We start from the raw sequence: 26,051 nt of genomic DNA, 5'->3' as shown, positions 1-26,051 counted from the left end.
GTGGTATATGTGACCATATAGAAAGATAAAATAGGAGCGAACAAGGTATGAAATTAATAGAAAAAGTATTTGGTACCCACAGCGACCATGAGCTGAAGCGCATCTATCCGATCGTAGACAAGATCGAGGCTATGAGAGATACGATGATGTCCCTGTCCGATGAAGAATTGCGGGACAAGACCAGAGAGTTTAAGCAGCGTCTGGGAAGCGGCGAGACACTGGATGATATTCTGCCGGAAGCATTTGCAACGGTCAGAGAAGCGGCCAGACGTGTACTGAATATGGAACATTACAGGGTACAGCTGATCGGAGGAATCATCCTTCATCAGGGCCGTATCGCTGAGATGAAGACTGGTGAAGGTAAGACGCTGGTATCCACGCTGCCGGCCTATCTGAACGCACTGGAAGGGAAAGGCGTACACATCGTAACCGTCAATGATTACCTGGCGCACCGTGACGCGGAGTGGATGGGAAAGGTACACGAGTTCCTGGGCCTGAAAGTCGGTGTTGTATTAAATTCCATGACCAACGACGAGAGACGCGTTGCCTATAACTGCGATATCACCTATGTAACCAATAACGAACTGGGGTTTGATTACCTGAGGGACAACATGGTAATCTATAAGGCCCAGCTGGTACAGCGGGAGCTGCACTATGCGATCATCGATGAGGTCGACTCCGTCCTGATTGATGAAGCCAGAACCCCGTTGATTATCTCCGGCCAGAGCGGTAAGTCCACCAAACTATATGAAGTGTGCGACATGCTGGCCAGACGTTTAAAGCGTGGTGAGGAGAGCAAAGAATTCTCCAAGATGGACGCCATTATGGGAGAGGACATCGAGGAGACCGGAGACTTTATTGTAAATGAAAAAGATAAGCAGGTGAACCTGACCGCGGAAGGCGTGCGCAGAGTAGAGGAATTCTTCAAGATTGAAAACCTGGCGGATGCGGAAAACATCGAGATCCAGCACAATATAATCCTGGCGCTGCGGGCCCACTATCTGATGTTCCGGGATCAGGATTATGTGGTTCAGGAAGATAAAGTCATCATCGTTGATGAATTTACCGGCCGTCTGATGCCCGGAAGACGTTATTCCGACGGCCTGCATCAGGCTATCGAAGCAAAAGAACACGTGCAGGTAAAAAGAGAGAGTAAGACCCTGGCAACGATTACGTTCCAGAATTTCTTCAATAAATATACGAAAAAATCCGGTATGACCGGTACCGCACTGACGGAAGAAAAGGAATTCCGTGAGATATACGGAATGGACGTTGTAGAGATTCCCACCAACCGTCCTGTGATCCGAAAAGACAATCAGGACGCGGTATATAAGACCAAGAAAGAAAAATACAAAGCAGTAATCGACGAGATTGTGGAGTCCCATGCCAAAGGGCAGCCCGTACTGGTGGGTACAATTACCATCGAGACTTCAGAACTCTTAAGCAGCATGCTGAAGAAAAAAGGAATTCAGCACAATGTGCTGAATGCGAAATTCCATGAGCTGGAGGCTGAGATCGTCGCTCAGGCCGGTGTCCACGGCGCGGTGACCATCGCTACCAATATGGCCGGCCGTGGTACGGATATTAAGCTGGACGACGCGGCCAGAGAAGCGGGCGGACTGAAGATCATCGGTACGGAACGTCATGAATCCAGACGTATCGATAACCAGCTGCGGGGACGTTCCGGACGTCAGGGAGATCCTGGAGAATCCCGCTTCTATATTTCACTGGAAGACGACCTGATGCGTCTGTTCGGTTCCGAGCGGATGCTGACCATGTTCAATACCCTGGGTGTTCCCGAGGGTGAGCAGATCGAGCACAAGATGCTGTCCAACGCCATCGAAACCGCCCAGAAGAAGATTGAAAATAATAACTTTGGAATCCGTAAAAATCTGCTGCAATACGACCAGGTAATGAACGAGCAGCGGGAAATCATCTACGAAGAGAGACGCCGGGTGCTGGATGGAGAGAGCATGCGGGATTCCATCTACAAGATGATTACTGATATTACGGAAAGTTGTGTAGATACTGTTATAGGAGACGACCAGGATCCGGAGGAATGGAATCTGGAAGAATTAAACCTGATGCTGCGCCAGATCATTCCGGTAGCGCCCATCACCGAAGAGAAAGTAGCCGGTCTGAAGAAGAACCAGTTAAAACACAAACTGAAGGAAGAAGGCGTAAAGCTCTACGAGACCAAAGAAGCGGAATTCCCCGAAGCTGAGACGCTGCGTGAACTGGAGCGTGTATTCCTGTTAAAGGTAATCGATCGGAAATGGATGGACCACATCGACGATATGGATCAGCTCCGCCAGGGAATCGGCCTCCAGGCCTACGGCCAGAGAGATCCGCTGGTAGAATATAAGATGGCAGGTTACGAGATGTTCGACGTCATGACTGCCAGCATCCAGGAGGATACGGTCCGTATTCTGATGCACATCCGTGTGGAAGAGAAAGCGGAACGTGAACAGGTGGCCAAAGTAACCGGAACGAACAAAGATGACAGCGCCGTGAAAGCGCCAAAGCGCCGTGAGTCCGAAAAAGTCTATCCCAACGATCCCTGCCCCTGCGGCAGCGGAAAGAAATACAAACAATGCTGTGGCCGCCGCGCATAACACATTAAATGCAGCGATGTTAAATACAGGAAAGAAGGTGAAGCAATGGTAGAATTAGATCAATTTAAAGTAACACTCAGCTCATATGAGACTCCATTAGCGGAAGTGAGGGATTCACTTTGACTTAGCAGTCAAAGAGAAGAGAATCGAAGAGCTGGAGCGGGAAATGGAAGCTCCCGGGTTCTGGGATGACACCGATCGTTCCCAGAAGCTGATGAAAGAACTAAAAGGCCTGAAGTCAGATGTAGAGACCTGCCGCCATCTGGAGCAGACCTACGACGATATTCAGACTATGATCGAGATGGGATACGAGGAAAATGACGAGTCCCTGATCCCGGAGATTCAGGAGATGATGGACGATTTCAGCTCCAATTTGGATAAGATCCGCATCAAGACCCTGCTCTCCGATGAGTTTGACGGATACGACGCGATCGTCACACTCCATGCCGGAGCAGGCGGCACAGAATCCTGCGACTGGACCGGAATGCTCTACCGGATGTACTGCCGTTGGGCCGAGTCCAAAGGCTACTCTTTAGAAGTGCTGGACTATCTGGACGGAGACGAAGCGGGCATTAAGTCCGTTACCTTCCAGGTATCCGGAGAAAATGCTTTCGGTTATCTGAAATCCGAGAAGGGAGTCCATCGTCTGGTCCGTATCTCGCCTTTTAACGCCGCGGGAAAACGGCAGACCTCCTTTGCCTCCTGCGATGTAATGCCCGATATCGAAGAAGACCTGGACGTAGAAATCAACGACGACGATATCCGGATCGATACCTATCGAAGCAGCGGAGCCGGCGGCCAGCATATTAACAAGACCTCATCCGCCATCCGGATCACCCACATTCCCACCGGGGTCGTGGTCCAGTGCCAGAACGAGCGTTCCCAGCACAGCAACAAAGACAAAGCTATGCAGATGTTAAAATCAAAACTCTATATGCTGAAAAAGCAGGAAAACGCAGATAAAATCTCCGACATCCGCGGTGAGGTCAAAGAAATCGGATGGGGCAACCAGATCCGATCCTATGTCATGCAGCCCTACACCATGGTCAAAGACCACCGCACCGGCGAGGAAACCGGCAATGTAGACAGCGTGATGGACGGAAATCTGGATCCCTTTATCAGCGCTTATCTAAAATGGCAGAGCCTTTCCAATAAAATGACAGCGGAGTGATCCGGAGGGCTAGCGTAGGAGCTGGGGGCCGGAGCGGGCTGTCGTAAGGACTGGCCCGGAGGGCGGCGGCCCAAAAGTGACGGGGCCAAATCGCATCGGCCGTACCTAAGAACGGGTAACTCCGAAGAGTACGAAACCTCTGATTAGCAGGACCCGGGGCAAACTCGCCAAAGGACGGCTCAAACAGTGCCCCGGGTCCTGCGAGGTTTCGCCCTCTTCTGCGTAACCCGTTCTAAGGTACGGCCTCAAGCGATTTGGCCCCGTCACTTTTGGGCCGTCTCCCTCTCATCCCGGTCCCAGTTCCAGTTCCCTCCCCGCCAGCCCCAAAACATTCCCTACATACCGAAAAAAAGGTTGCATGAAGCAGGTAAGTGTGATAACATCTTTGATGTGAACACAAATGTATTTCCTGCACACACACGAAAGGTGATCATATGGCAGAAGAAAGTAAATACTATCTGGTGAAACGAAAAGCAGTGCCGGAGGTACTGTTGAAAGTGATCGAAGCCAAGCGCCTGCTGGAGTCGGGGAAGGTCGAAACCGTACAGGAGGCAACGGAAATGCTGGGGATCAGCAGGAGTTCTTTCTATAAGTACAAGGATGACATATTTCCGTTTCATGATAATGTCCGGGGAAAGACCATAACTTTTGTGATGCAGATGGATGATGAACCAGGATTATTGTCTGAGGTGGTGAAGACAGTTGCGGATTTTCATGCAAATATTTTGACGATACACCAGAGTATTCCTGTTAACGGGATCGCGTCGCTGACCCTCAGCGTGGATATTTTACCGACAACCGGGGATGTGACACAGATGCTGGATACGATTGAGCGTAATGATGGAATTCATTATATTAAAATATTAGCTAGGGAGTGACGAGATGATTAAAATCGCGGTATTGGGATACGGAACGGTAGGGTCCGGAGTTGTGGAAGTGTTAGATACAAATCAGAGCAGCATTGACCAGAAAGCCGGACAGGAAATCCGGGTGAAATATGCCCTGGATCTGAGAGATTTCCCGGGAGATCCGGTGGAACCGGTTCTGGTACATGACTTTGAGACGATTGTAAATGATCCGGAGGTTAAGATTGTTGTGGAGGCAATGGGCGGTGTGGAACCGGCTTATACATTCTCGAAACGCTGCCTGTTGGCTGGAAAAAGCGTTTGTACCTCCAACAAAGAGCTGGTTGCGAAGCATGGAGCCGAACTTCTGGCGATTGCCAAGGAGAAGAATATCAACTATCTGTTTGAAGCCAGCGTAGGTGGCGGAATACCCATCATCCGGCCGTTGAACTCCTCCCTGACTGCGGATGAATTTGATGAGATTACCGGTATCTTAAACGGTACGACGAACTATATCATGACGAAGATGTCAGAAGAGGGGCTGGAATTCGACACGGTTTTGAAGGAAGCCCAGGACCGCGGTTATGCGGAGCGGAATCCGGAAGCGGATGTGGAAGGCTACGATGCCTGCAGGAAAATCGCGATTTTGACCTCCCTGGCTGCGGGACAGCAGGTGGATTATCAGGATATATACACGGAAGGAATTACGAAGATCTCCGTACACGACATCGCCTATGCGAAGCAGATGGGAATGGTCATCAAGCTTCTGGCGACCAGCCGGAAGGAGAATGGGCGGTTTTATTCGATGGTTGCTCCTTTCCTGTTAAATGAAGATCATCCGCTCTACAGTGTGAGCGGCGTGTTTAACGCTATTTTCCTGCATGGGAATGTGCTGGGCGATGTGATGTTCTATGGAAGCGGAGCAGGCAAACTGCCGACTGCCAGCGCAGTGGTTTCAGATGTGATCGATGCGGCGAAGCATCAGGAGCGCAACATTATGGTGTCCTGGAGCAGTCAGAAGCTGGAATTGGGCGACATCGCGGATTCCAGAAGCAAATTTTTTGTTCGGGTTTCAGGAAGCCCGGACACGGATTTGGGGAAAATAAAAGAAGTATTCGGCGATGTGAAGCTGGTACGGGTTCCGGAATACAAAGACGAGTTCGGATTTGTCAGCGGGCTGATGAGCGAGGCGGATTATAAGAAAAAAGCGGCAGAAGTGCCTGGTATACTAAAAAGAATCCGTGTGGAAGAGCGAATTTAAAAATGCGAATGTAAATAGACGCAAATTGCGGTACTGGAGGATATCATGAAGTATGTTGTGGTACTAGGGGACGGTATGGCAGACCGGCCTATTGATGAGCTGGGGGGGTTGACGCCCCTGGAGTATGCAAAGACACCGGTGATGGATGAGCTCGCGGCTGTTTCTGAGATCGGTCTGGTGCAGACGATCCCGGAAGGGATGAAACCCGGAAGCGATACGGCTAATCTGGCGGTGCTGGGTTATAATCCCAGAGACTACTATACCGGCCGTTCCCCATTGGAAGCGCTGAGCATCGGAGTGGATATGAAACCGACCGACATCGCCATGCGCTGTAATATTGTCACCCTGTCGGAGGATGTCGTGCCGTACGAGGAGAAAGTGATTTTGGATCACAGCTCCGGAGAGATCAGTACGCAGGAAGCGGCCCAGCTTCTGGAAGCGGTGAGAGCGGAACTTGAGACCGATATGTACAAATTTTACGTGGGAACCAGCTACCGGCATCTGTTGATCTGGGATCAGGGCCAGGTGATCGATCTGGCGCAGCCCCATGATGTGCTGGGACAGAAGATCGGTAAATATCTTCCCACGGATCCGGTTCTCAATGATATGATGAAGAGAAGCTACGGTATACTGGTCAATCATCCTGTGAATCAGGCCCGGAGGGAAAAGGGCTTGAGTCCAGCCAATTCCCTGTGGTTCTGGGGAGCCGGAACCCGGCCGGCCCTGTCCTCCTTTGAGGAGAAAAATCATAAAAAGGGAGCCATGATTTCCGCGGTAGATCTGTTGAAAGGAATCGCGGTAGGCGCCGGTATGAAAAATATTATTGTGGAAGGCGCGGACGGCACGCTGCATACCAACTACGAAGGCAAGGCCCAGGCTGCGGCCGACGTGCTTTTAAATGAGGGATATGATTTTGTCTATGTTCATGTGGAGGCTCCGGATGAGATGGGGCACCAGGGAAGTGTGGAGCGGAAAGTACAGTCCATCGAATACCTGGACGGCCGTGTGATCGGGCCGTTAAAAGAGAAGTTAAGTGCGTCTGGGGAGCCGTTCCGTATGCTTATCATGCCGGACCATCCCACGCCGATCTGTGTCAGGACGCACACATCAGATCCGGTCCCCTATCTGCTGTATGACAGCAGCGCTCCCGGCTCATATAGCTGGAAATACAATGAGAGGGAAGCGCAGAAGAGTGGGAAGCGTGTGGACAAAGGCTATGAGATGATAGATTATCTGTTTTCAGGACAGTAGAATATACGCCGTGATTATGCGGCACAGGAGGTAAATATGCTGATTGTTAAGAAATTTGGCGGCTCATCAGTGGCTGATAAAGAGAGAATCATGAATGTGGCCAAACGATGCATCGAGGACTATAAGCGCGGTCACGATATCGTGGTGGTGCTCTCGGCAATGGGAAAAACCACGGACCAGCTGCTGGCGAAGGCTTATGATATCAACCCCCTTGCGTCTAAGCGGGAACTGGACATGCTGCTGACTACCGGTGAGCAGACCAGTGTGGCGCTGATGGCCATGGCGATGGACTATCTGGGAGTACCGGCCGTCTCCCTGAACGCGTTTCAGGTAGCCATGCACACCACTTCCAAATACGGGAATTCCAGGCTGAAAAGAATTGATTCCGAGCGGATCCGGCACGAGCTGGACAGCAGAAAAATCGTAATCATCACAGGTTTCCAGGGTGTCAATAAATACGATGACTTAACGACGCTGGGCCGCGGAGGTTCCGATACCACGGCGGTAGCGCTGGCAGCTGCGCTTCGCGCAGACGCCTGCGAGATCTATACAGATGTGGAAGGGGTGTACACCGCCGATCCAAGAGTTGTGCCCAATGCTAAGAAGTTAAAGGAGATCACCTACGACGAAATGCTGGAGATGGCTACACTGGGGGCCAAAGTGCTCCACAACCGCTCTGTGGAAATGGCAAAGAAGTATGGAGTGCCGTTAGTCGTGCGTTCAAGTTTAAATACCGCTGAAGGAACAGTTGTGAAGGAGGAAGTTAAAGTGGAAGGAATGTTATTAAGCGGGGTTGCCGCGGATAAGAATACGGCCAGAATTTCTGTGATCGGATTGAAAGATGAACCAGGTATCGCGTTCAAATTATTTAATGTGCTGGCGCGTAAAAACATTAATGTAGATATTATCCTGCAGTCTGTCGGCCGGGACGGGACCAAAGATATCTCCTTCACGGTGGACCGTACGGACTTAAGGGAGGCGTTAGACACCCTGGAAGAGAACAAGAGCAGGATCACCGCCCAGAAGATTACTTATGAAGATAATGTGGCGAAGGTATCCGTGATCGGAGCCGGTATGATGTCGAATCCGGGTGTGGCTGCCAAGATGTTCGAGGCTTTGTACAACGCGGGGGTTAATATTAAGATGATTTCGACCTCGGAGATCAGGGTAACGGTTCTCATCAATGAGAGCGAAGCGGAAAAAGCCATGGTGGCAGTTCATGATTACTTTGGACTGGAAGATTAAAGTGATAGAAGGGTTGACAGCTAACGTACGCTTGTCAAATATTACAGGAGGCCTGGGTAAAATACCAGGCCTCCTGTAATATAAGGTATGCCATTTCCGGAACCCCGTAATGCATGCCTTCCTTCTAAAAATCGTATATTGATATGTTATTAGTATATATATTGCTGCGGTTCCGGCCGGACATCCACAACAGGACTGGCAGGACGGTCAAGCTCACCGGTGATATCCATGTAGAAATATACCTGGGTGGCGGACAGATAAGCGCTGACCCAGAGCATGCCGATCCCAAAGGAAAGAGCGCCCAAAAGCATCCAGCCGATGAAGCTTAAGAGGATATAGAAATAACGTCCCTTATTTCCTCTCATAAGCTGTGCGCTTTCTTTCATGGACTGGATCACGCCCTTTGTGGGATCATCCAGCAGGATATAAAAGGGCTGGGAAAACATCAGCATCAGGATATAATCGATCACTACACCGACGATCAGCAGCACAATGACTAAAAATGCCATCAGAAGGTCAGAACCGGTACGTGTGAAAAGCCAGATGAACATAATGGCGTAACCGGGGACCAGGCATAGGAAGGTTAATAAAAAAAGAAGCAGCGAAACCAGAATGAATTTGTCCGGGTGGTGTTTGAATGCAAACAGCAGATTCCCGATATCCGCTTTGCGGCCGCGGCACAGATTCATATAATAATAGGTGAGACCGGCGCTGAAAACAGAGATTAACAGCGACAGGATGATCACCAGGACAAAATACATGATATATGGGGTGGCTGTCATCGGATAGCGGTAAATGCCGGTAGCGAATTCGCAGACGAACATCACTGCGGAAGAGATTACGCTTACGATGATAGACAGGGCGATACACATTCCATAATTACCAATCAGCCTGTCTTTTGCCATTTGTTTCAATTGGGCAGAAGTTCGTTTCATAATGGTATACACTCCAATTTCTATAGATTTCATAAATATGGTCAAGGGCGGCAGGTTCAGACATCTTTCGGATCGTTTACATCCAGGCCGTTAAAATCAAACTGGCCGTTGTAGTCAAAATCATTGTAGTAACCGCCATTGGGAAGATTGTTGTAGTAATTTTCGTAAATATTCTCGAAATCTGAGGAGCTGAAGATGAAGATCAGATAAACGAGGAAGATGACAACCCCCATAACCATACTGATAATACCCGTGATCATACCAGCCAGCGCCTGAGAGCTTCTGGGTTCCGAAGAACGCCTGGATAATAGACTTAAGATCAGGGCAAGGGAACCCAGCATAAGTCCGCCCAGTCCGCCGCAGCAAAGGCCGGCAATCGACAGAATACCGATTACCATCGAGGCTGTGGCCATTCCATTAGGCCGTGTCTGCCGGTAGTTAGGATTATAGGGCGGTGGGGTCTTTGATCCGTAAGGATCAGGATTTTGTCCAGAATCCGAATTGTCATAAGGACTCGGATTATAGTTTGAATTCGGATCGTTATTATATTCCATAAAGGTTTCCTCTCCTTTTATCATTGTTATGGATACTGCCCCTATTGTAACACCAAGAACACTGAAAAACAATTCTTTCTTGAATCACGGTTTTGGATGATTTATAATTAATGTTTAGATAACTTGTATACAAAAGGAGCATTCTATGAATATTAACGAGGTACTGGCAAAAGAATTAGGGGTGCGGATCGAACAGGTGGACGCCGCTGTGAAACTGTTGGACGAGGGCAATACGATTCCGTTTATTTCCCGTTATCGTAAGGAAGTGACCGGATCTTTAAATGACGAAGTGCTGCGTAACTTAGGGGAGCGGCTGACTTACCTTCGGAATCTGGAGGAGAAGAAGCAGCAGGTACTGTCCAGCATTGAAGAGCAGGGGAAACTGACAGAGGAACTCAAAGCACAGATCCTGGCTGCCCAGACGCTGGTCGTGGTCGATGACCTGTATCGCCCCTACCGGCCCAAACGCCGCACGCGGGCCACGATCGCAAAAGAAAAAGGATTAGAAGGCCTGGCCGCGGTGATCCAGCTGCAGATGACGGACAAGCCTGTGGAGGAGGAGGCCAAAAACTACCTTTCCGCGGAGAAGGAAGTCAATACGGTGGAAGAGGCCATTGCCGGTGCAAAAGATATCCTGGCAGAGCTGATTTCAGATGAAGCTGATTACCGCAGTTATATACGAAAAGCTACGGTGCAGTCCGGCAAACTGATCTCCAGGGCCAAGGATCAGAAAGCACAGTCTGTCTATGAGATGTACTATGACTTCGAAGAACCGATCGCCAAAGCCGTAGGCCACCGGATTCTGGCACTGAACCGCGGGGAAAAGGAAAAATTCCTGACGGTTAAAATAGAGGCTCCCGCAGAGCAGATCCTTCGATATCTGGAAAAACAGGTCATTACCCGGGACAATCCTTACACGACACCTGTACTTAGAGAAGTGGCGGCAGACAGCTACGAGCGCCTGATCGCGCCGGCTATCGAGCGGGAAATCCGCAGTGACCTGACTGAGAAAGCCGAAGACGGAGCCATCAAAGTATTCGGCAAAAATTTAGAGCAGCTGCTCATGCAGCCACCTATCGTGAATCAGGTGGTGCTGGGCTGGGACCCCGCATTCCGGACCGGCTGCAAGCTGGCGGTGGTGGACGCTACAGGCAAGGTGCTGGACACCACTGTCATCTATCCCACAGCGCCTCAGAACAAAGTCGAAGAATCCAAGAAAATATTAAAGAAACTGATAGAAAAATATAATATCACCCTGATTTCCGTTGGCAACGGAACCGCGTCCCGGGAATCCGAGATGATCATCGTGGAACTCTTAAAAGAGATTCCCCAGCGGGTACAGTACGTGATCGTCAACGAAGCCGGAGCCTCCGTCTACTCTGCCAGCAAGCTGGCCACGGAAGAGTTCCCCAACTTCGATGTAGGACAAAGAAGTGCCGCTTCCATAGCCAGAAGGCTGCAGGACCCATTAGCTGAACTGGTCAAGATCGACCCCAAATCCATCGGCGTGGGCCAGTACCAGCATGATATGAACCAGAAAAAGCTGGGCGAGCAGTTAAGCGGTGTAGTGGAAGATGCGGTAAATAAAGTGGGAGTGGACCTGAACACTGCCTCCGCTTCCCTGCTGGGCTATATCTCCGGTATCTCCAAAGTCATTGCCCAGAACATCGTAACTTACCGGGAGGAAAACGGCAGATTCCGGGGACGCAGAGGCCTGCTGAAAGTGGCTAAGCTGGGTCCGAAAGCCTACGAACAATGTGCCGGTTTCTTAAGAATCCTGGACGGTGACAATCCCCTCGACGCCACCAGCGTACACCCTGAGAGCTATACAGCCACGGAGAAGCTGCTGGAAAAATTAGGCTATACCAAGGAAGACATCAAAGAACGCCGGCTTAACGGCATTACCAAACAAGTGCGGGATTATAAGAAACTGTCCCAGGAATTGGAGATCGGAGAGATTACCCTGCGGGATATCGTAAAGGAACTGGAAAAGCCGGCCCGTGATCCCAGAGAGGAGATGCCCAAGCCGATCCTGCGCACCGACGTGCTGGAAATGAAGGATCTGACAGCTGGAATGGTGCTTAAAGGCACGGTACGAAACGTCATCGATTTCGGGGTATTCGTGGATATTGGCGTCCATCAGGACGGCCTGGTGCACATTTCCCAGCTGACCAATAAGAAATTCGTGAAGCATCCGCTGGAAGTAGTCAGCGTCGGTGACATTGTAGAAGTAAAGGTTATGAGTGTGGATCTGGCGAAAAAGAGAATTCAGCTGACTATGATCCTATAACCTCACTCATTCGGAGGGGACTGGCATCTTTTGGCAGGAAAGTCGGTCTCTCAAGCAACTGCGTAGAGAAAGGGGCCTGTCCCCTGATACTGGACGATTCAAGTGAATCTTGACAAGTGCTTCCAGCCGCAGTATGATAACAGTGAACTGCATAAGGAGATTCTTCGGGGCAGGGTGACTTCCATGGATGGAAGAATTCCCGACCGGCGGTAAAGTCCGCGACCCGCTGCAAGGCGGCTGATCTGGTGAGTGTAATTTCCAAAAGAAATGCATCAATTCCAGGACCGACAGTAAAGTCTGGATGAAAGAAGAGAGATACGGAAACCGTTGCTGATTCGTGATGGGACCAGCACAGATCCGTACATAAGTCTAATTACAATGCCCTGAATATCACATTCAGGGCTATTTTTTTATTTCATAGGAAAGTGCTCCTATGAAATAAAAAACGCTCCGCGGGGATCGCACTGCGGTGGAAAGGAAGATGCCGCTTGCGCGGCCCGCCGCAGGCGGAGAGTTTCGCAAGCGAAACTCTTTTTCATTCATGGGAAGAGCTCCTTATACACCCAAACCATCATCAAAACATTATAAGGAGAGTGCAAACATGAGCACAAACGTAGGCGTCATCAAAAAAAGTAAAGTAAACATCCGCACCATCGTCCAGATCGGCATGCTGTCAGCCATCGCCACCGTACTAATGCTATTTGAAATTCCACTGCCCTTTATGGCCCCCAGCTTCTATGAACTGGACTTCAGCGAGGTCCCGGTCCTCATCGGCTGTTTCGCTATGGGCCCTATAGCGGGAGTCCTCATCGAATTGGTCAAGATACTCTTGAATCTGGTCATAAACGGAACCATAACAGCCGGAGTCGGCGAAGCCGCCAACTTCCTGATCGGCTGTGCCTTCATCCTGCCCGCCGGTATGATCTACAAGCACCGCAAATCCAGAAAGACGGCCATTATCGGTATGGCAGCAGGCACTGTGACCATGACGATACTGGGCTGTTTCCTCAATGCCTACGTCCTGCTCCCTGCTTATGCTTCCGCATTTGGCTGGCCATTAACCTCCATCATTGAGATGGGATCTGCGATCAACCCGGTCGTCAAAAGCCTGCCCACCTTCGTAATCCTGATGGTAGCCCCCTTTAACATCCTGAAAGGAGTCGTGGTCTCCCTGATTACCTTCCTTCTCTACAAATATATCAGTCCTATCCTTCATAGAGGAAGCCGCTGAGCCAGGAACGTTCCTTTCAATCCCAATCAATTACATATTTACAACCCTGCCCGGCAAGTCTATAATCAGAAGATAGAAAGCGAGGGCAAACACCATGATTACGAAGAGAGTAGATGATTCCAAGACAGAACAGGCATATGTATTATTGCCGAAACATATCAATGGTTATGGAAGGCTGTTTGGTGGAATGCTCATGCAGTGGATTGATGAGATGGCGGGTATCGTGTCCAGGAGACACTGTGGAATGGAGATCACGACGGCGGCGATTGATCATTTGACATTCAAACACGCTGCATATAAAAACCAGACGATCGTATTGATAGGAAAAGTTACCTATGTAGGACGGACCTCCATGGAGATCCGTGTAGATACTTATGTGGAAGCGCTGGATGGCACCAGACGTCTGATCAATACTGCGTATGTGGTGATGGTAGCCATCGACGAACAGGGAAATGCGCAGGAAGTGCCCGGTCTCAGACTGGAAACCGAAATGGACAGAATAGAGTGGGAAAGTGGAAAACGCAGATATGAGCTGCGCAGATTACGCCATCAGGAAGGATTCTGATGGCGTTTCTTATTCCAGTTACGCGGCTCGCCGCAGGCGGATGGCTGCGCACGCCAAACGCCCTAGTCTTCTTAAGAAAAACTTTTGAATTTCCACCACAAAAAATGAAGAAACCCCTGCTATACTCACAGATGGAAAAAATATGTTGACAAAATAAGTGGTTCGTATTATTGTATTAATCAAGTAATACAAAAACTAGAAAGAAGTGAAGGGAACATGGATATGCTCATTCAAGTGCAGGATCTTAGCAAGATTTATAATCCGGGCGAAAATGAAGTGCGAGCTCTGGACCATGTCAGCCTGGAGATTGATCGGGGAGAATTCGTGGCGATTATCGGACACTCCGGTTCCGGTAAATCCACCTTGATGAATATGCTGGGATGTCTGGATGTACCGTCATCCGGCCTATATTATCTGAATGGCCAGGATGTTTCGGGACTGTCGGATAATGAATTATCGGATATCCGAAACCGTGAGATCGGTTTCATTTTCCAGGGATTCAATTTGATTGCTAATCTGACTGCCATTGAAAATGTGGAGCTGCCTTTAATATACCGGGGGATTGGAAAAAGACAGCGGCATGAACTGGCGGTGGAAGCATTGAACCTGGTGGGGCTGACCCATCGGATGGATCACAAGCCATCCCAGATGTCCGGCGGGCAGCAGCAGAGAGTGGCCATCGCCCGGGCAGTGGCGGCGAAACCCCCAGTGATACTGGCCGATGAACCGACCGGTAATCTGGACTCCAAGTCCAGCGCCGACATTTTGAAAATGTTAAAGGAGCTGCACCGGACGGGCAGAACGGTTATATTGATTACACATGATAACGACATTGCCGCGCAGGTAAAGCGGGTAATCCGGATCAAAGACGGTTATGTCGAAGCTGATTATTTCAACAAGAGTGAGGAGTGTGTGGAAAATGAAAAAGCAGAATAAAGCAGAAGGGGCACCTGCACAGAACGCGGCAGCGCCGATAGCACAGAAACCCCGTAAAAAACATAAACATCTGGTAAGGATACTCATCGCACTGGGGGTAGTTCTCGCCTTATTGGTGCTGTTTGTTGTGCCGAAGTTATTTCAGAAACCAGTTTATCCATCGGTAAATGTAGCGGCCGCGATAAAGGGAAATGTTCAGACAGCACTGGATACCAGCGGCATCGTTAAGAGCGAGGAGGTCAAGACCTATTTCTCGCCGGTAAACGCCACAATTCAGGAGTTAAATGTAAGAGAAGGAGATCCCGTATCAGAAGGCGATAAGCTGGTCGTATTCGATCTGACGGATCTGGAAGACAAAAATAAAGAGGCAGAACTTCAGCAGGCCGCCAGCCAGTACGGTTATCAGGATTCCGTGCAGAAGAGCCGGGAAGGCAGCGCCGACTTAAACGACGCGAAATCAAACCTGGATACTCTGAATCAGCAGATCCGGGAAAAGAAAGATGAGATCACCCGTATTCAGGATGCGATGAACGCGGATGCGATTGAATTCCAGCAGGAGCTGGAGGATTGGAAAAATGAACAGCAGCAGGCGCCTCAGAGCACACCGGTACCGACAGCTACGCCGGATCCTGCTGATCCGAATGCAACACCGGTTCCGGCCACCCCGACGCCTACGCAGTCTCCGGCCAGCGATATGCCTACATACACCGCTGATGCAAAACTGCAGGCACGTCTGGAAAGCGCGAATTCTGAACTGGCTGAATTACAGGCGAAAAAATCCGAGTACGAGGCTCAGAAATCTCAAGCTGAGGCTTCCATCCTGACCGGGAACGCGTCGGCCCAGTTAAAAGCAAATAATGAATTGACCAAGTTAAGCGGTCTGAGTGTGGAAGAATTACTGGAAAAAGGGCGTGAGGGAATCTCCGCAGACTTCTCAGGTGTGGTGACCAAGGTCAGCGCACAACAGGGCGGACCGACTACACAGGGCGGTGAACTGTTCACGGTATCCAGTAACAAGGATGTGGTTTTGGAAATCAAAGTATCCAAATACGATCTGGAAAAGATCGCGGTAGGCCAGAAAGCGATCATCACTATGGTGGGAAAAGAATACACCGGAGAAGTGACCAGAATCAACCGGATGGCTTCCGTCAATGAAAAGGGAACCCCGGTAGTGGCAGCGGAAGTTAAATTTGACAATCCGGATGAAAATATTTATTTAGGTGTAGAGGCCAAGGTGTCCATTCAGGGCGATCGTGCAGAAAATGTTGTACTGGTTCCCTCTGAAGCGATCAACACAGGGACGGACGGAACTTTCTGCTACGTGGTAGTGGATGGGAAAATAGCCAAGAGAATGGTGACCACCGGCATTTCTTCCGATGAATATATCGAAGTAAAAGAAGGAATCAACGAGGGAGACCAGGTCATCACCAGTGTGACTGTCAACATGCAGGAAGGCATGCAGGTAAATCCGGTAGATGTGAACGCGGGTGCGGCAGGCGCAGCCGGAGCAGAGACGGATGCGGCTCAGGATGATGCAGCAGGAGCCGTACAGGAGTAACAGGAAGGAGCAGTAAGATATGGCACAACTATTAGAATATCTCAAGATGGCCATAGATAATATCCGATCCAATAAGGGACGTTCCTTTCTGACCATGCTGGGAATCATTATCGGTATCGCCTCGGTTATCGCGATCATGTCGATCGGTACCGGCGTGAAGAGCCAGTTCAGCGATGAACTGAACGCCATCGCCGGAGGCCAGGTATATATCTATGTAAATGAAAACGCGGAGGGCGGAAGCAGTTATATCACGCAGGAGGATATCGACGCGATCAAAAGCAAGATTGCCCATGTAAAAGGGGTGTCCCCTACGGAAGGTTTCTACGGAAGCGTTCTGACTGGAAAAGGAAATTTCGACTTACAGATTACAGCAGGGACCGCGGATTATCAATATGTCATGAATCAGGAACTTGCCCGGGGGCATTATTTTACCGAGGAAGACTTTGAAGACGGCAGACTGGTAGGCGTCATCAGCCAGACAGATGCCATCGCTATGTACGGTACCGATGACGTAATCGGCATGACGATGGAAGTTACGCTTTGGAATATTACCAAAGAAGTGACTATCGTAGGTGTGAAAAAAGTGGAAAACGGAACATTTGTAACCTATACCTATGATGGAATGCCCATGAGTATAGAGATGCCGTACACAGCCATGTCGGCATTTGATTACTATCCGGAGGATACCGGATTCTACAGCATCTACATCGTAACAGAGGGGAACAAATACTCGTCCGCTGTTGCCGATGAAGCCATCCGGATGCTGGAGGCCAGACATCAGAACGCGGGAAAAGGCGCGTACATGATGCAGGATTTTAACGACCAGATGGCACAGATCAACAGTATGCTGGATATGATCACGACCTTTATCGCTCTGGTCGCCGCCATATCACTGCTGGTGGGCGGTATCGGAGTAATGAATATCATGCTGGTATCCGTAACCGAGCGTACCAGGGAGATTGGTATCCGAAAGGCGCTGGGCGCCAGAACGGGATCGATCATGCTTCAGTTCCTGGCCGAATCCTCGATTATCACGGTGATCGGCGGTATTATAGGAATCCTGGTCGGAATAGGCGGGGCGGCGCTGATCGGAATGCTTTCCGGCGGGACGATTGCTCCGAAGACCAGCTTTGGAACGGTTATTGTGGCGACGCTGTTCTCTACTGCGGTCGGATTGTTCTTTGGGATTTATCCGGCTAAGAAGGCGGCGAAGTTGAGCCCGATTGAGGCTCTGCGCAGGGAATAAGGGGATGTTTTCCCAAAAGTATGGAGGGAGCCGGCTGTTATGGGGCTGGGGTGCAAGCGGCGCCCGGCTCTGACAGACGCCCCCCGGCCATGTGGGCGGAGTGCATCCACCTGTTCCGGCACTTAGGGCTTGATCCCGAGTGAAATCTAAATGAAATCTGCCCCGGCTGTTATGGGTGCGTGGCTTATTCGCTCCGATTGCTTGATGCAATCGCAGCTCAGAAGCCACCGGAATTCTGTTTGGAAAACAGAATTCCGCCCATAACAGCCGGGGCAGATTTCATTAAGATTTCTCTCGGGCGCCCTATGTGCCGGAACAGGTGGATGCACTCCGCCCACATGGCCAGGGGGCGTCTGTCAGAGCCGGGCGCCGCTTGCACCCCAGCCCCATAACAGCCGGCTCCCTCCATACTTTTGGGAAAACCTTTTTATGGCTAGGTGTATCTGCATAGACATAGATTGATGATGGGGGAGATTGGATGTGGGAGATGGTATGAGTATTGTTGTAGGAGGATGATTCGGTTATAATAGAAATAATAGCGTTCAAAAAAGCTTCGCTGACTATTTTTTATGCATTGCTTAGTTTGCGTGATAGAGTTCTGTATTGGGATACGGAGGTTATGACATGTTGGATAAGGTTCTGGCCGGGAAGTTTATGGAGCGGGTGCAGAATTATACGGATTATAATGTGAATATTATGGATGAAAAGGGGATTATCATCGCCAGTAAGGATGAGAAGAGAGTGGGGAGCTTCCATGAGGTCGCTTATCGGATCCTTCAGGGGGAGGGGGATGAGATCAGCGTCAGTGAAAAGGACGGGTTCCTGGGAGTGAAGGAAGGGGTAAATATCGCGATCGTTGAGAACCGGAAGCGGATCGGGGTGATCGGGATTACAGGGAAGGCCCGGGAGATTAAGCCGATCGCGCTGGTGATGAAGATGGCGGTGGAGACTATGCTGGAATATGAGCATTATAAGGATGATATGGCCAGGCGCAGGAATGAGAAAGAGAAGTTTATGGGATTTCTGCTGTATGGCGGCTACCGGGACCGGGATGAGCTGTATCAGCTGGCTAAGAGACTGAATTATAAGAGGCATGTTGTGAGGATACCCATTCTTGCGGGCGTACAGGGTGGTAATGAGGCGGAGCTGTATAGCATAGAGGAACAGCTGCTGGCGGGGATCAAACAGAGCCCTTATCATGGAAGCCAGGATATATCGTTTATTCCCGGGGAAGGGATGGTTTTGATTTTTAAGACAGTTGGGGGCGATGCGAAGAATGTCCCCGGCAGATACAGGGATGAGATCAGGACGTATGTGGAGTCTTTTTCAGATGATGTGAAAAAGAAGGGGATTTTCTGCCGGTATTTTGTCGGTTCCATTCAAAACAGTCTGGATCAATATCAGGTGGGTTTCCGGCATTGCCAATGGTTGAAGGACCGGCCGGCAGATAACGGTGAGACTTTGTTTTTTTACGATTTTGTGGATGATTATTTCAGCAGCCTGGTGCCGGCGACGGAATTGCATGGAATGTTTCAGGCCTTTTGTACGGCATTGGATGGGGAGACAAAGGAGACGCTGGTCGAGCTTATCCGGGCGCTGGACCGGAATGACTATAATCTGGTAAAGAGCAGCCAGGATTTGTTTATACATAAAAATACATTGGTGTTCCGGCTGAATAAGATCAGGGAGCTGCTGAACGTGAATCCGGTGCAGAAAACCAGGGAGAGGGAATTCCTGAAGTATCTGTGCCGTTATCTGGAGAGCAGTAGTTTGTGATTTATGCCTATATCGGCAAAAACACTAGAATTTAAGGTGAATGAAGAATTGAAATATTGCCGATAATAGTATATAATTATTTAATGGAGGGAAAGCATGTGAAATTTATATCGGTTTCGGAAATGGCAAAGAGATGGAACATATCGGAACGTACAGTACGCAACTATTGTTTTCAGGGACAAATTCCAGATGCTTTTTTGTCGGGTAAAACATGGAATATTCCAGATACTGCGGTGCGGCCGAAACGTCTCAAAAAACATCAGAATATCCCAACGACATTATTGGAGGTTTTGAAGCAAGAGAAGTCAGGAAAAGTATCTGGCGGAATTTATCATAAAATACAAATTGAATTAACATACAACTCTAATCATATAGAGGGCAGCAGACTGACTCATGATCAGACCCGTTATATTTATGAAACCAATACAATCGGTGTAGAAAATGAGATATTGAATGTTGATGACATTGTGGAAACGGCGAATCATTTTCGATGTATTGATATGGTAATAGACCAGGCTGCTTATTTGTTGACAGAGAGATTTATAAAAGAACTTCACGCTGTGTTGAAAAATGGAACAAGTGACAGCCGTAAAGACTGGTTTGTAGTAGGTGGCTATAAAAAGTTGCCTAATGAAGTTGGAGGATTAGAAACAGTACAACCGGAACGAGTGCACGGCGAAATTCAAAAATTATTAAAAAGTTATAATTCTTCGAAAAAAAAATCAATGGACGAAATTTTAGATTTTCATGTAAAATTTGAACGTATACATCCTTTTCAAGACGGTAATGGCCGTGTTGGAAGACTGATATTATTAAAAGAATGTCTTAGAAATGACGTTGTTCCATTTATTATTGATGAGAATTTGAAAATGTTTTACTATCGCGGACTCCGTGAATGGAATACAGAGCAAGGCTATCTTAAAGACACATGTCTGACTGCACAGGATCAGTTTAAAAAGTATTTAAACTACTTCAGAATTCCTTTTTGTGAATATGCTGAGAACGGATAAGATGCTGTAATTTGTGCCCAGGGTACAAATTTATGGCATTTTTTTGTGTGGATGCCGGTTGGAATTCCGGAGCAGATCTTTTACAATAGTTTTAAAAGGATGGCGTGTAAGCAAAAAGGGCGCCTTTGGAGGAAAATGTATGAAATTTGTTTTTGCACCGGATTCTTTTAAAGGGACTCTGACTTCTTTGCAGGTCGCGGAGATATTGACAAAAGAGGCCCGGAAGATTTTTGATGATGTGACGACGGTCTCTGTGCAGATCGCGGATGGCGGAGAAGGAACACTGGAAACCCTGGTAGACCAGACGAAGGGGGAATATATCCGGCAGTGCGTGTTGGACCCTTTAGGGCGGGAGATTGAGAGCGGATTTGGAAAGCTGTATGAGAGCACTGCGATTATCGAGATGGCGAAAGCTTCTGGCCTGCCTTTGTTAAAAAAAGAGGAACGCAACCCGCTTCGGACGTCAACGTATGGAACCGGACAGCTGATCCGCGCGGCGCTTGATCAGAATTTTAGGCATATCTATATCGCATTGGGCGGAAGTGCCACCAATGATGGCGGAATGGGCGCTTTGGCCGCACTGGGGGTCCGCTTCCTGGACGATGATGGAGCAGAACTGGAACCGGCGGGTGAAAATCTGATCCGCATCCGGGATCTGGATACAACAGGTCTGCATCCAGGGGTTGCCGGCTGTAAGTTTACCCTGATCTGTGATGTCAAAAATCCGTTGGTGGGAGCCGATGGGGCCACCTATGTATTCGGCAGGCAAAAAGGTGCTACCGATGTTATGCTGGATGAGCTGGAGAGAGGGATGCTGCAGTATGCCTCTGTTGTGGAATCCAAATATAAAGTAAAGATCCGGGAGATTCCGGGCGGTGGAGCGGCCGGTGGAATTGGAGCGGCTTTACACTTTTTCCTGAACGCGCAGATAAAACCGGGTATCGAGACAATCCTGGATATGCTGCATTTTGATGAGCTTCTGGAAGGAGCGGATCTGGTGGTTACCGGCGAAGGGAAGCTGGATTGGCAATCTGCTTTTGGCAAGGTTCCCAGTGGTGTGGGATTGCGGTGCAAACAAAAGAATATACCGGCTGTGGCCCTGGTGGGAGCTGTCGGCAGAAATGCATCGGATATTTATGACTATGGCATAGACACTGTTTTTACATCTGTATCTTCTGTTACCAGTGAAGAAGAGGTGATGGCCCATGCACAGGAAATGCTGGAGGATGCCGCAAACAGGATGTTCCGCTGCATTCAAGTGGGAATGAAGATTCGCTGAGGGAGGACGATATTCGGCACATTTTGCCGAATATCGTTTACAAAGACATACTTTGTAAATAAATAGATTGACATTATACAATCTATATGGTATTTTAACGGTGAAAAAAACAATGCATGATGCATTATATGGCAAATTAGACAAAATAGTATAAAAAGAATGTTAAAAATATAGCAATTAAACAAAGAGGAGGATTATATGGTGTTAAAAATTGGATTTATCGGACTGGGACATATGGGTCTGCCTATGGCGTTGAATCTATGCAAAGCCGGTTATCCGGTATTTGTGCATTCCTCGAACAGGCAGAGCAGCAGCCGCATCCAGGAGGCCGGAGGACATGAGATTGCTTCTTTTGCAAAGATGGCTCGTACCCTGGATGTGATCATCACTATCGTACCCGCCGATCAGGAAATCATGGACATTTATCTGGGGGAAGACGGAATTCTGGAGCATGCCCGCGAAGGATTGATCTGCATTGATATGACATCGGCTATGGGAGACACCAAACGGCAGGTGTTCCGGCATATCAGCCGGCTCGAAAGACAGATCGGGTTCGCGGATGCGCCGGTGAGCGGGGGAGTAACGGGAGCTGAGAACGGAACCCTGACCATTATGGCGGGCTGCCAAAGAGAACTGCTGGAGGTCATAAGACCGGTACTTGCGGCCATGGGAAAGAAGATCGTCTACTGTGGGGACATCGGCAGCGGATCTGATATCAAGATGATCAATCAGATGCTGAATGCCGCCAATACTGCGATCGCCGCGGAGACCGTCTGCCTGGCGGAAAAGTTGGATTTGGACCTTCAGACACTCTGCGATGTGGTCAACGACAGCAGCGGCGGAAGCTTTATCTTTAAAAATAATGTACCGAAGTTTTTCCTCACCGGAGACCATACGCCGGGATTCCGGCTGGATCTTATGAAGAAGGATATCGGCCTGTACAGGGAGACGGCTGAGCGGGAGAAGGCGTTTTCACCGCTGTCCGCCATGGTATATGAGCTGTACAAAGCGGTTTCGAATCAGGGGGGAGGAGATAGGAACTATACGTATATTATGAAATGGATGGAAGAAAACCAGAGAAGAGATATCTAAAGCAGAAAAAGGAGGCGGAATCAATATGAAAATCGTAGTATTGGACGGATATACCGAAAATCCCGGGGATCTGTCCTGGGAGGGACTGGAAAGGCTGGGAGAGCTGACCGTTTATGATCGTACACCCCATGACGACTCGGTGATTCAAAGCAGGATCGGGGATGCGTCGCTTATTTTTACCAACAAGACACCTCTGAGCGCGGCTGTCATACAGGCATCGGGAAACCTGCGCTACATAGGGGTTTTGGCCACCGGTTATAATGTGGTGGATACCCGGGCGGCAAAAGAGCAAAAGATCGTGGTCAGTAACATACAAAGCTACGGTACGGCTGCTGTTGCCCAGTTTGCTATAGGGCTGCTTCTGGAGATCTGCCATCATATCGGCTATCACAGCGATGTGGTTCATCAGGGAAAATGGGAAGCCTGCCCGGACTGGTGTTTCTGGGATTACCCGCTGATCGAGCTGGACGGGAAAACCATGGGGATTATCGGTTTCGGACGGATCGGACAGCAGACAGCCAGACTGGCTGCAGCTCTCGGTATGAAGATTCTGGCATATGATTCCTATCAGGATCCCGGTCTTGCCGGGAGAGATGTACGTTATGTGACTCTGGAGGAATTACTAGGTGAGTCGGATGTCATAACGCTGCACTGTCCGTTGTTCCCGGATACCGAGGGGATCATCAATCGGGACACGATCGCGAAGATGAAGGATGGAGTGATCATCCTGAATAATTCCCGGGGCCAGCTGGTGGTGGAGGAAGATCTGGCAGCGGGGCTGATCAGCGGGAAAGTCGGGGCGGCCGGCCTGGATGTGGTTTCCACGGAACCCATCCGCGGTGAGAATCCGCTGCTGAAAGCGCCGAACTGTATTATTACACCGCATATTTCCTGGGCTTCCCGGGAGTCCAGACAGCGCCTGATGGATCTGGCTGTGGAAAACGCGGCAGCTTTTTTAGACGGGCATCCACAGAATGTGGTGAACGCATAGATGGACGGAACAGAAAGGGAAAGAGGGATAAGGAAAAATGGATGTACAAATAGTAGCATGGCAGGATCTGAGAGAATATTGTAAAAATCTGCTGATGTCCCAGGGACTTTTGGAAGAGCAGGCCTTCGTGGCGGCGGACAATCTGGTAGACGCGGATCTGTGTGGAGTGGAATCTCATGGAGTAAGCAGGATGACCATCTATATGAAACGGCTGGAAACCAAAGTGGTCTCCTCAGACTTCAAGGTAAAGACGGAACAGGAATATGCGGGCAGCCTGGAGATCGATGCCTGTAATTCTATGGGGATCTGTGTGGGGGCATATGCGATGAACCGCTGCATAGAAAAGGCGAAGGATGCGGGATCCTGTTTTGCGGCGGTAAAGCATTCGAATCATTACGGAATGGCATCCTATTATGTCAGAATGGCGGCGGAACAGGGGATGATCGGGATCACCGGGACCAACGCACCGCCCAACATCGCACCTTGGGGCAGCAGGCAGTCTTATGTTGGAACGAATCCCATCGCTTTGTCCGCACCTACCAATGGGATGCCCATGATCCTGGACATGGCGCCCAGCACCGTGGCTATGGGGAAAGTGATCCTGGCCGCTAAACTGGGGAACAGCATTCCGGAAGGCTGGGCACTCACGAAGGAAGGAGAGCCGACCACGGATCCGAACCTGGGGATGAAAGGGACGGTAGTGCCGATCGGCGGACCCAAGGGTTACGGTTTGTCCCTGTTTATGGATGTGTTCAGCGGTATCTTAAGCGGCGCCCAGTTCGGACCGCATTTGAATAATATGTGGAATGATTTTGAACATCCTCAGGATGTGGGACATTTTTTCATTGCGGTTGATATCTCTAAGTTTACGGACCCGGACTTATTTCGGGATAGGATGGACACGATGACCGCGGAGATTAAAAGCCTTCCGAAGAAAGACGGAGTCAGGGAAATTATGGTGCCGGGTGAGCTTGAGTATCGCAGAAAAGAAGAGCGGAAGAAAAATGGAATTCCTTTATCTGCAGTAGTTTATGAAGAATTACGGGCTTTGTCAAAGAGATATCAGGTACCTTTTACTATATAAAATAGTCGCGGCAAGTGCGGCATTGGAGAAACGGCGGCACAAAATTGGAGGAAAAGATGAACGAGTTAAGAATTATGGATTGTACCCTGCGGGACGGGGCGAACGTAGTGGGAAAAGGCTTTGACGCAGATCTGACCAGGATGATGCTGAAGGGTCTGATTGAAAGTAATATTAAAACAATAGAATTTGGAAACTGTCTGGGACTGGGTGCCTACGAGGCGGATCACTCCATCGCGCCGCTTAGCGATACCGAGTATCTGGAATTAGCGCAGCCCTATTTGAATCAGGCGGAAATCGGAATGTTCATGGGAGCGAAAAACGCCTCGGACGGGAATATCGCGCTGGCCGCCCGCTATGGACTGAATTTCCTCAGAATCGGAGCGAACGCGGGAGATGGGGAGTGTGCCAGAGAAGGAATCCGGCTGGTGAAGAAATATGGGATGGTCTGCCGCTATTCCCTGATGAAAGCATACATTCTGTCTCCTGATGAACTGGCGCAGGAAGCGAAGATGTTAGAGGCATGCGGACTGGATGAGATCACGATCATGGATTCCGCGGGTACGATGGTACCGGATGAGGTCAGTGAATATGTGGAAAAGATGTCGGCAGCCGTACAGATCCCCATCGCCTTTCATGGGCATAATAACCTGGGGCTGTCCGTAGCCAATGCGCTGGCGGCACAAAAGGCGGGGGCAACAGTCTTTGATACCGGCTTGATGGGAATGGCACGGAGCGCGGGGAACTGCGCCACCGAATTAGCGGTAGCCGCTTTTCAACGGAAAAATATGATGCATGATGTAAGATTATACCAATTACTGGAGTTTATTGAAAAAGAACTGGCCCCGGCCATGGATAAATACCATTATCGCGCTTCTGTCTCGCCATTGGATTTGATCTATGGTATGGCAGGATGCCATTCCAGCTTTGCGGCGAGGTTTGAGCAGATAGCAAAAGAAAAGGGAGTGCCCCTTTATCCGTTGATCGTCAAGGTTTCCGCAATTGACCGGAAAAACCCATCACAAGAATTAATTAAGAAAGCTGCGGATGAATTGAAATAGCTTACGCTTTAAACATACATAAGATTATAGAATTCGATAACGGAAATCAATCAAGTTG

At 49.4% G+C, this 26,051-nt stretch carries 21 protein-coding genes and 1 riboswitch; of the genes, 19 read left to right on the top strand and 2 right to left on the bottom strand.

Going from position 1 to position 26,051, the window contains the following annotated elements:
* Nucleotides 1-47: 47 nt before the first annotated feature.
* The 6 genes from secA to KTH90_RS10515 all read left to right on the top strand — a co-directional run bounded on the left by secA (nt 48) and on the right by KTH90_RS10515 (nt 8,388).
* On the top strand, nt 48-2,615 hold the full coding sequence (gene secA / locus KTH90_RS10540; RefSeq protein WP_158352364.1) for a preprotein translocase subunit SecA: 2,568 nt from the start codon (nt 48-50) through the stop codon (nt 2,613-2,615).
* 45 nt (nt 2,616-2,660) lie between these two features.
* A protein-coding gene (gene prfB / locus KTH90_RS10535; RefSeq protein WP_408626287.1) for a peptide chain release factor 2 occupies nt 2,661-3,786 on the top strand; the annotation gives its coding sequence in 2 pieces (ribosomal slippage) (nt 2,661-2,723 and nt 2,725-3,786; 1,125 coding nt in all).
* Nucleotides 3,787-4,220: 434 nt separating this feature from the next.
* Nucleotides 4,221-4,664, top strand: a complete 444-nt coding sequence (locus KTH90_RS10530; RefSeq protein ID WP_158352362.1) for an ACT domain-containing protein — start codon at nt 4,221-4,223, stop codon at nt 4,662-4,664.
* Nucleotides 4,665-4,668: 4 nt separating this feature from the next.
* On the top strand, nt 4,669-5,892 hold the full coding sequence (locus KTH90_RS10525) for a homoserine dehydrogenase (protein WP_238726770.1): 1,224 nt from the start codon (nt 4,669-4,671) through the stop codon (nt 5,890-5,892).
* Between the two features lie 45 nt (nt 5,893-5,937).
* Nucleotides 5,938-7,143: a cofactor-independent phosphoglycerate mutase gene (locus tag KTH90_RS10520; RefSeq protein WP_238726769.1), complete on the top strand. Its 1,206-nt coding sequence runs from the start codon at nt 5,938-5,940 to the stop codon at nt 7,141-7,143.
* Nucleotides 7,144-7,179: 36 nt separating this feature from the next.
* A complete protein-coding gene (locus KTH90_RS10515; protein WP_158352359.1) occupies nt 7,180-8,388 on the top strand; it encodes an aspartate kinase in 1,209 nt (402 codons plus the stop codon).
* 149 nt (nt 8,389-8,537) lie between these two features.
* On the opposite strand, the gene KTH90_RS10510 is transcribed toward KTH90_RS10515, so the two are convergent.
* On the bottom strand, nt 8,538-9,323 hold the full coding sequence (locus KTH90_RS10510) for a DUF975 family protein (RefSeq protein WP_238726768.1): 786 nt from the start codon (nt 9,321-9,323) through the stop codon (nt 8,538-8,540).
* Nucleotides 9,324-9,379: 56 nt separating this feature from the next.
* A complete protein-coding gene (locus KTH90_RS10505) occupies nt 9,380-9,877 on the bottom strand; it encodes a hypothetical protein (protein WP_158352357.1) in 498 nt (165 codons plus the stop codon).
* A gap of 145 nt (nt 9,878-10,022) precedes the next feature.
* On the opposite strand from KTH90_RS10505, the gene KTH90_RS10500 reads away from it, so the two are divergent.
* From KTH90_RS10500 to KTH90_RS10440, 13 genes are all read left to right on the top strand, one after another.
* Nucleotides 10,023-12,167 (top strand): Tex family protein, encoded by a 2,145-nt coding sequence (locus KTH90_RS10500; RefSeq protein ID WP_238726767.1) that lies wholly within the window; start codon nt 10,023-10,025, stop codon nt 12,165-12,167.
* Nucleotides 12,168-12,323: 156 nt separating this feature from the next.
* Nucleotides 12,324-12,484, top strand: a riboswitch (FMN riboswitch).
* 284 nt (nt 12,485-12,768) lie between these two features.
* The gene (locus KTH90_RS10495) at nt 12,769-13,398 is read left to right on the top strand and encodes an ECF transporter S component (RefSeq protein ID WP_158352355.1); all 630 of its coding nucleotides are present in this window, start codon (nt 12,769-12,771) and stop codon (nt 13,396-13,398) included.
* 94 nt (nt 13,399-13,492) lie between these two features.
* Nucleotides 13,493-13,963: an acyl-CoA thioesterase gene (locus tag KTH90_RS10490; protein WP_158352354.1), complete on the top strand. Its 471-nt coding sequence runs from the start codon at nt 13,493-13,495 to the stop codon at nt 13,961-13,963.
* 216 nt (nt 13,964-14,179) lie between these two features.
* Nucleotides 14,180-14,899 carry an ABC transporter ATP-binding protein gene (locus KTH90_RS10485; RefSeq protein WP_158352353.1) on the top strand — a complete coding sequence of 240 codons (720 nt, stop codon included), beginning with the start codon at nt 14,180-14,182 and terminating at the stop codon, nt 14,897-14,899.
* Nucleotides 14,883-16,457 carry an efflux RND transporter periplasmic adaptor subunit gene (locus KTH90_RS10480; RefSeq protein ID WP_238726766.1) on the top strand — a complete coding sequence of 525 codons (1,575 nt, stop codon included), beginning with the start codon at nt 14,883-14,885 and terminating at the stop codon, nt 16,455-16,457. Before KTH90_RS10485 ends, KTH90_RS10480 begins: the two co-directional genes overlap by 17 nt.
* Nucleotides 16,458-16,476: 19 nt before the next feature.
* A complete protein-coding gene (locus KTH90_RS10475; RefSeq protein ID WP_158352351.1) occupies nt 16,477-17,703 on the top strand; it encodes an ABC transporter permease in 1,227 nt (408 codons plus the stop codon).
* Between the two features lie 624 nt (nt 17,704-18,327).
* Nucleotides 18,328-19,479, top strand: a complete 1,152-nt coding sequence (locus KTH90_RS10470) for a CdaR family transcriptional regulator (RefSeq protein ID WP_158352350.1) — start codon at nt 18,328-18,330, stop codon at nt 19,477-19,479.
* 98 nt (nt 19,480-19,577) lie between these two features.
* Nucleotides 19,578-20,489 (top strand): Fic family protein, encoded by a 912-nt coding sequence (locus KTH90_RS10465; RefSeq protein ID WP_158352349.1) that lies wholly within the window; start codon nt 19,578-19,580, stop codon nt 20,487-20,489.
* A gap of 139 nt (nt 20,490-20,628) precedes the next feature.
* A complete protein-coding gene (locus tag KTH90_RS10460; protein ID WP_158352348.1) occupies nt 20,629-21,768 on the top strand; it encodes a glycerate kinase family protein in 1,140 nt (379 codons plus the stop codon).
* A 198-nt stretch (nt 21,769-21,966) separates the two neighbouring features.
* Nucleotides 21,967-22,860: an NAD(P)-dependent oxidoreductase gene (locus KTH90_RS10455; RefSeq protein WP_158352347.1), complete on the top strand. Its 894-nt coding sequence runs from the start codon at nt 21,967-21,969 to the stop codon at nt 22,858-22,860.
* 25 nt (nt 22,861-22,885) lie between these two features.
* Nucleotides 22,886-23,851 carry a D-2-hydroxyacid dehydrogenase gene (locus KTH90_RS10450; RefSeq protein WP_158352346.1) on the top strand — a complete coding sequence of 322 codons (966 nt, stop codon included), beginning with the start codon at nt 22,886-22,888 and terminating at the stop codon, nt 23,849-23,851.
* A gap of 37 nt (nt 23,852-23,888) precedes the next feature.
* A complete protein-coding gene (locus KTH90_RS10445) occupies nt 23,889-24,935 on the top strand; it encodes an Ldh family oxidoreductase (protein WP_158352345.1) in 1,047 nt (348 codons plus the stop codon).
* Between the two features lie 56 nt (nt 24,936-24,991).
* On the top strand, nt 24,992-25,993 hold the full coding sequence (locus KTH90_RS10440; RefSeq protein ID WP_158352344.1) for a beta/alpha barrel domain-containing protein: 1,002 nt from the start codon (nt 24,992-24,994) through the stop codon (nt 25,991-25,993).
* The last annotated feature ends 58 nt before the right edge of the window (nt 25,994-26,051 follow it).

Source organism: Diplocloster modestus (genome assembly GCF_019042245.1).
In the GTDB taxonomy this organism is placed as follows: Bacteria; Bacillota; Clostridia; order Lachnospirales; family Lachnospiraceae; genus Diplocloster; species Diplocloster modestus.
Note: the sequence above shows the minus strand (reverse complement) of the source record. Positions and strands in the feature narration are given on the sequence as shown.

Bases quoted from the DNA above. Each gene is read 5' to 3' on its own strand.
- secA (WP_158352364.1), top strand. From the start codon at position 48: ATGAAATTAATAGAAAAAGTATTTGGTACCCACAGCGACCATGAGCTG.
- KTH90_RS10530 (WP_158352362.1), top strand. From the start codon at position 4,221: ATGGCAGAAGAAAGTAAATACTATCTGGTGAAACGAAAAGCAGTGCCG.
- KTH90_RS10525 (WP_238726770.1), top strand. From the start codon at position 4,669: ATGATTAAAATCGCGGTATTGGGATACGGAACGGTAGGGTCCGGAGTT.
- KTH90_RS10520 (WP_238726769.1), top strand. From the start codon at position 5,938: ATGAAGTATGTTGTGGTACTAGGGGACGGTATGGCAGACCGGCCTATT.
- KTH90_RS10515 (WP_158352359.1), top strand. From the start codon at position 7,180: ATGCTGATTGTTAAGAAATTTGGCGGCTCATCAGTGGCTGATAAAGAG.
- KTH90_RS10510 (WP_238726768.1), bottom strand. From the start codon at position 9,323: ATGAAACGAACTTCTGCCCAATTGAAACAAATGGCAAAAGACAGGCTG.
- KTH90_RS10505 (WP_158352357.1), bottom strand. From the start codon at position 9,877: ATGGAATATAATAACGATCCGAATTCAAACTATAATCCGAGTCCTTAT.
- KTH90_RS10500 (WP_238726767.1), top strand. From the start codon at position 10,023: ATGAATATTAACGAGGTACTGGCAAAAGAATTAGGGGTGCGGATCGAA.
- KTH90_RS10495 (WP_158352355.1), top strand. From the start codon at position 12,769: ATGAGCACAAACGTAGGCGTCATCAAAAAAAGTAAAGTAAACATCCGC.
- KTH90_RS10490 (WP_158352354.1), top strand. From the start codon at position 13,493: ATGATTACGAAGAGAGTAGATGATTCCAAGACAGAACAGGCATATGTA.
- KTH90_RS10485 (WP_158352353.1), top strand. From the start codon at position 14,180: ATGGATATGCTCATTCAAGTGCAGGATCTTAGCAAGATTTATAATCCG.
- KTH90_RS10480 (WP_238726766.1), top strand. From the start codon at position 14,883: ATGAAAAAGCAGAATAAAGCAGAAGGGGCACCTGCACAGAACGCGGCA.
- KTH90_RS10475 (WP_158352351.1), top strand. From the start codon at position 16,477: ATGGCACAACTATTAGAATATCTCAAGATGGCCATAGATAATATCCGA.
- KTH90_RS10470 (WP_158352350.1), top strand. From the start codon at position 18,328: ATGTTGGATAAGGTTCTGGCCGGGAAGTTTATGGAGCGGGTGCAGAAT.
- KTH90_RS10460 (WP_158352348.1), top strand. From the start codon at position 20,629: ATGAAATTTGTTTTTGCACCGGATTCTTTTAAAGGGACTCTGACTTCT.
- KTH90_RS10455 (WP_158352347.1), top strand. From the start codon at position 21,967: ATGGTGTTAAAAATTGGATTTATCGGACTGGGACATATGGGTCTGCCT.
- KTH90_RS10450 (WP_158352346.1), top strand. From the start codon at position 22,886: ATGAAAATCGTAGTATTGGACGGATATACCGAAAATCCCGGGGATCTG.
- KTH90_RS10445 (WP_158352345.1), top strand. From the start codon at position 23,889: ATGGATGTACAAATAGTAGCATGGCAGGATCTGAGAGAATATTGTAAA.
- KTH90_RS10440 (WP_158352344.1), top strand. From the start codon at position 24,992: ATGAACGAGTTAAGAATTATGGATTGTACCCTGCGGGACGGGGCGAAC.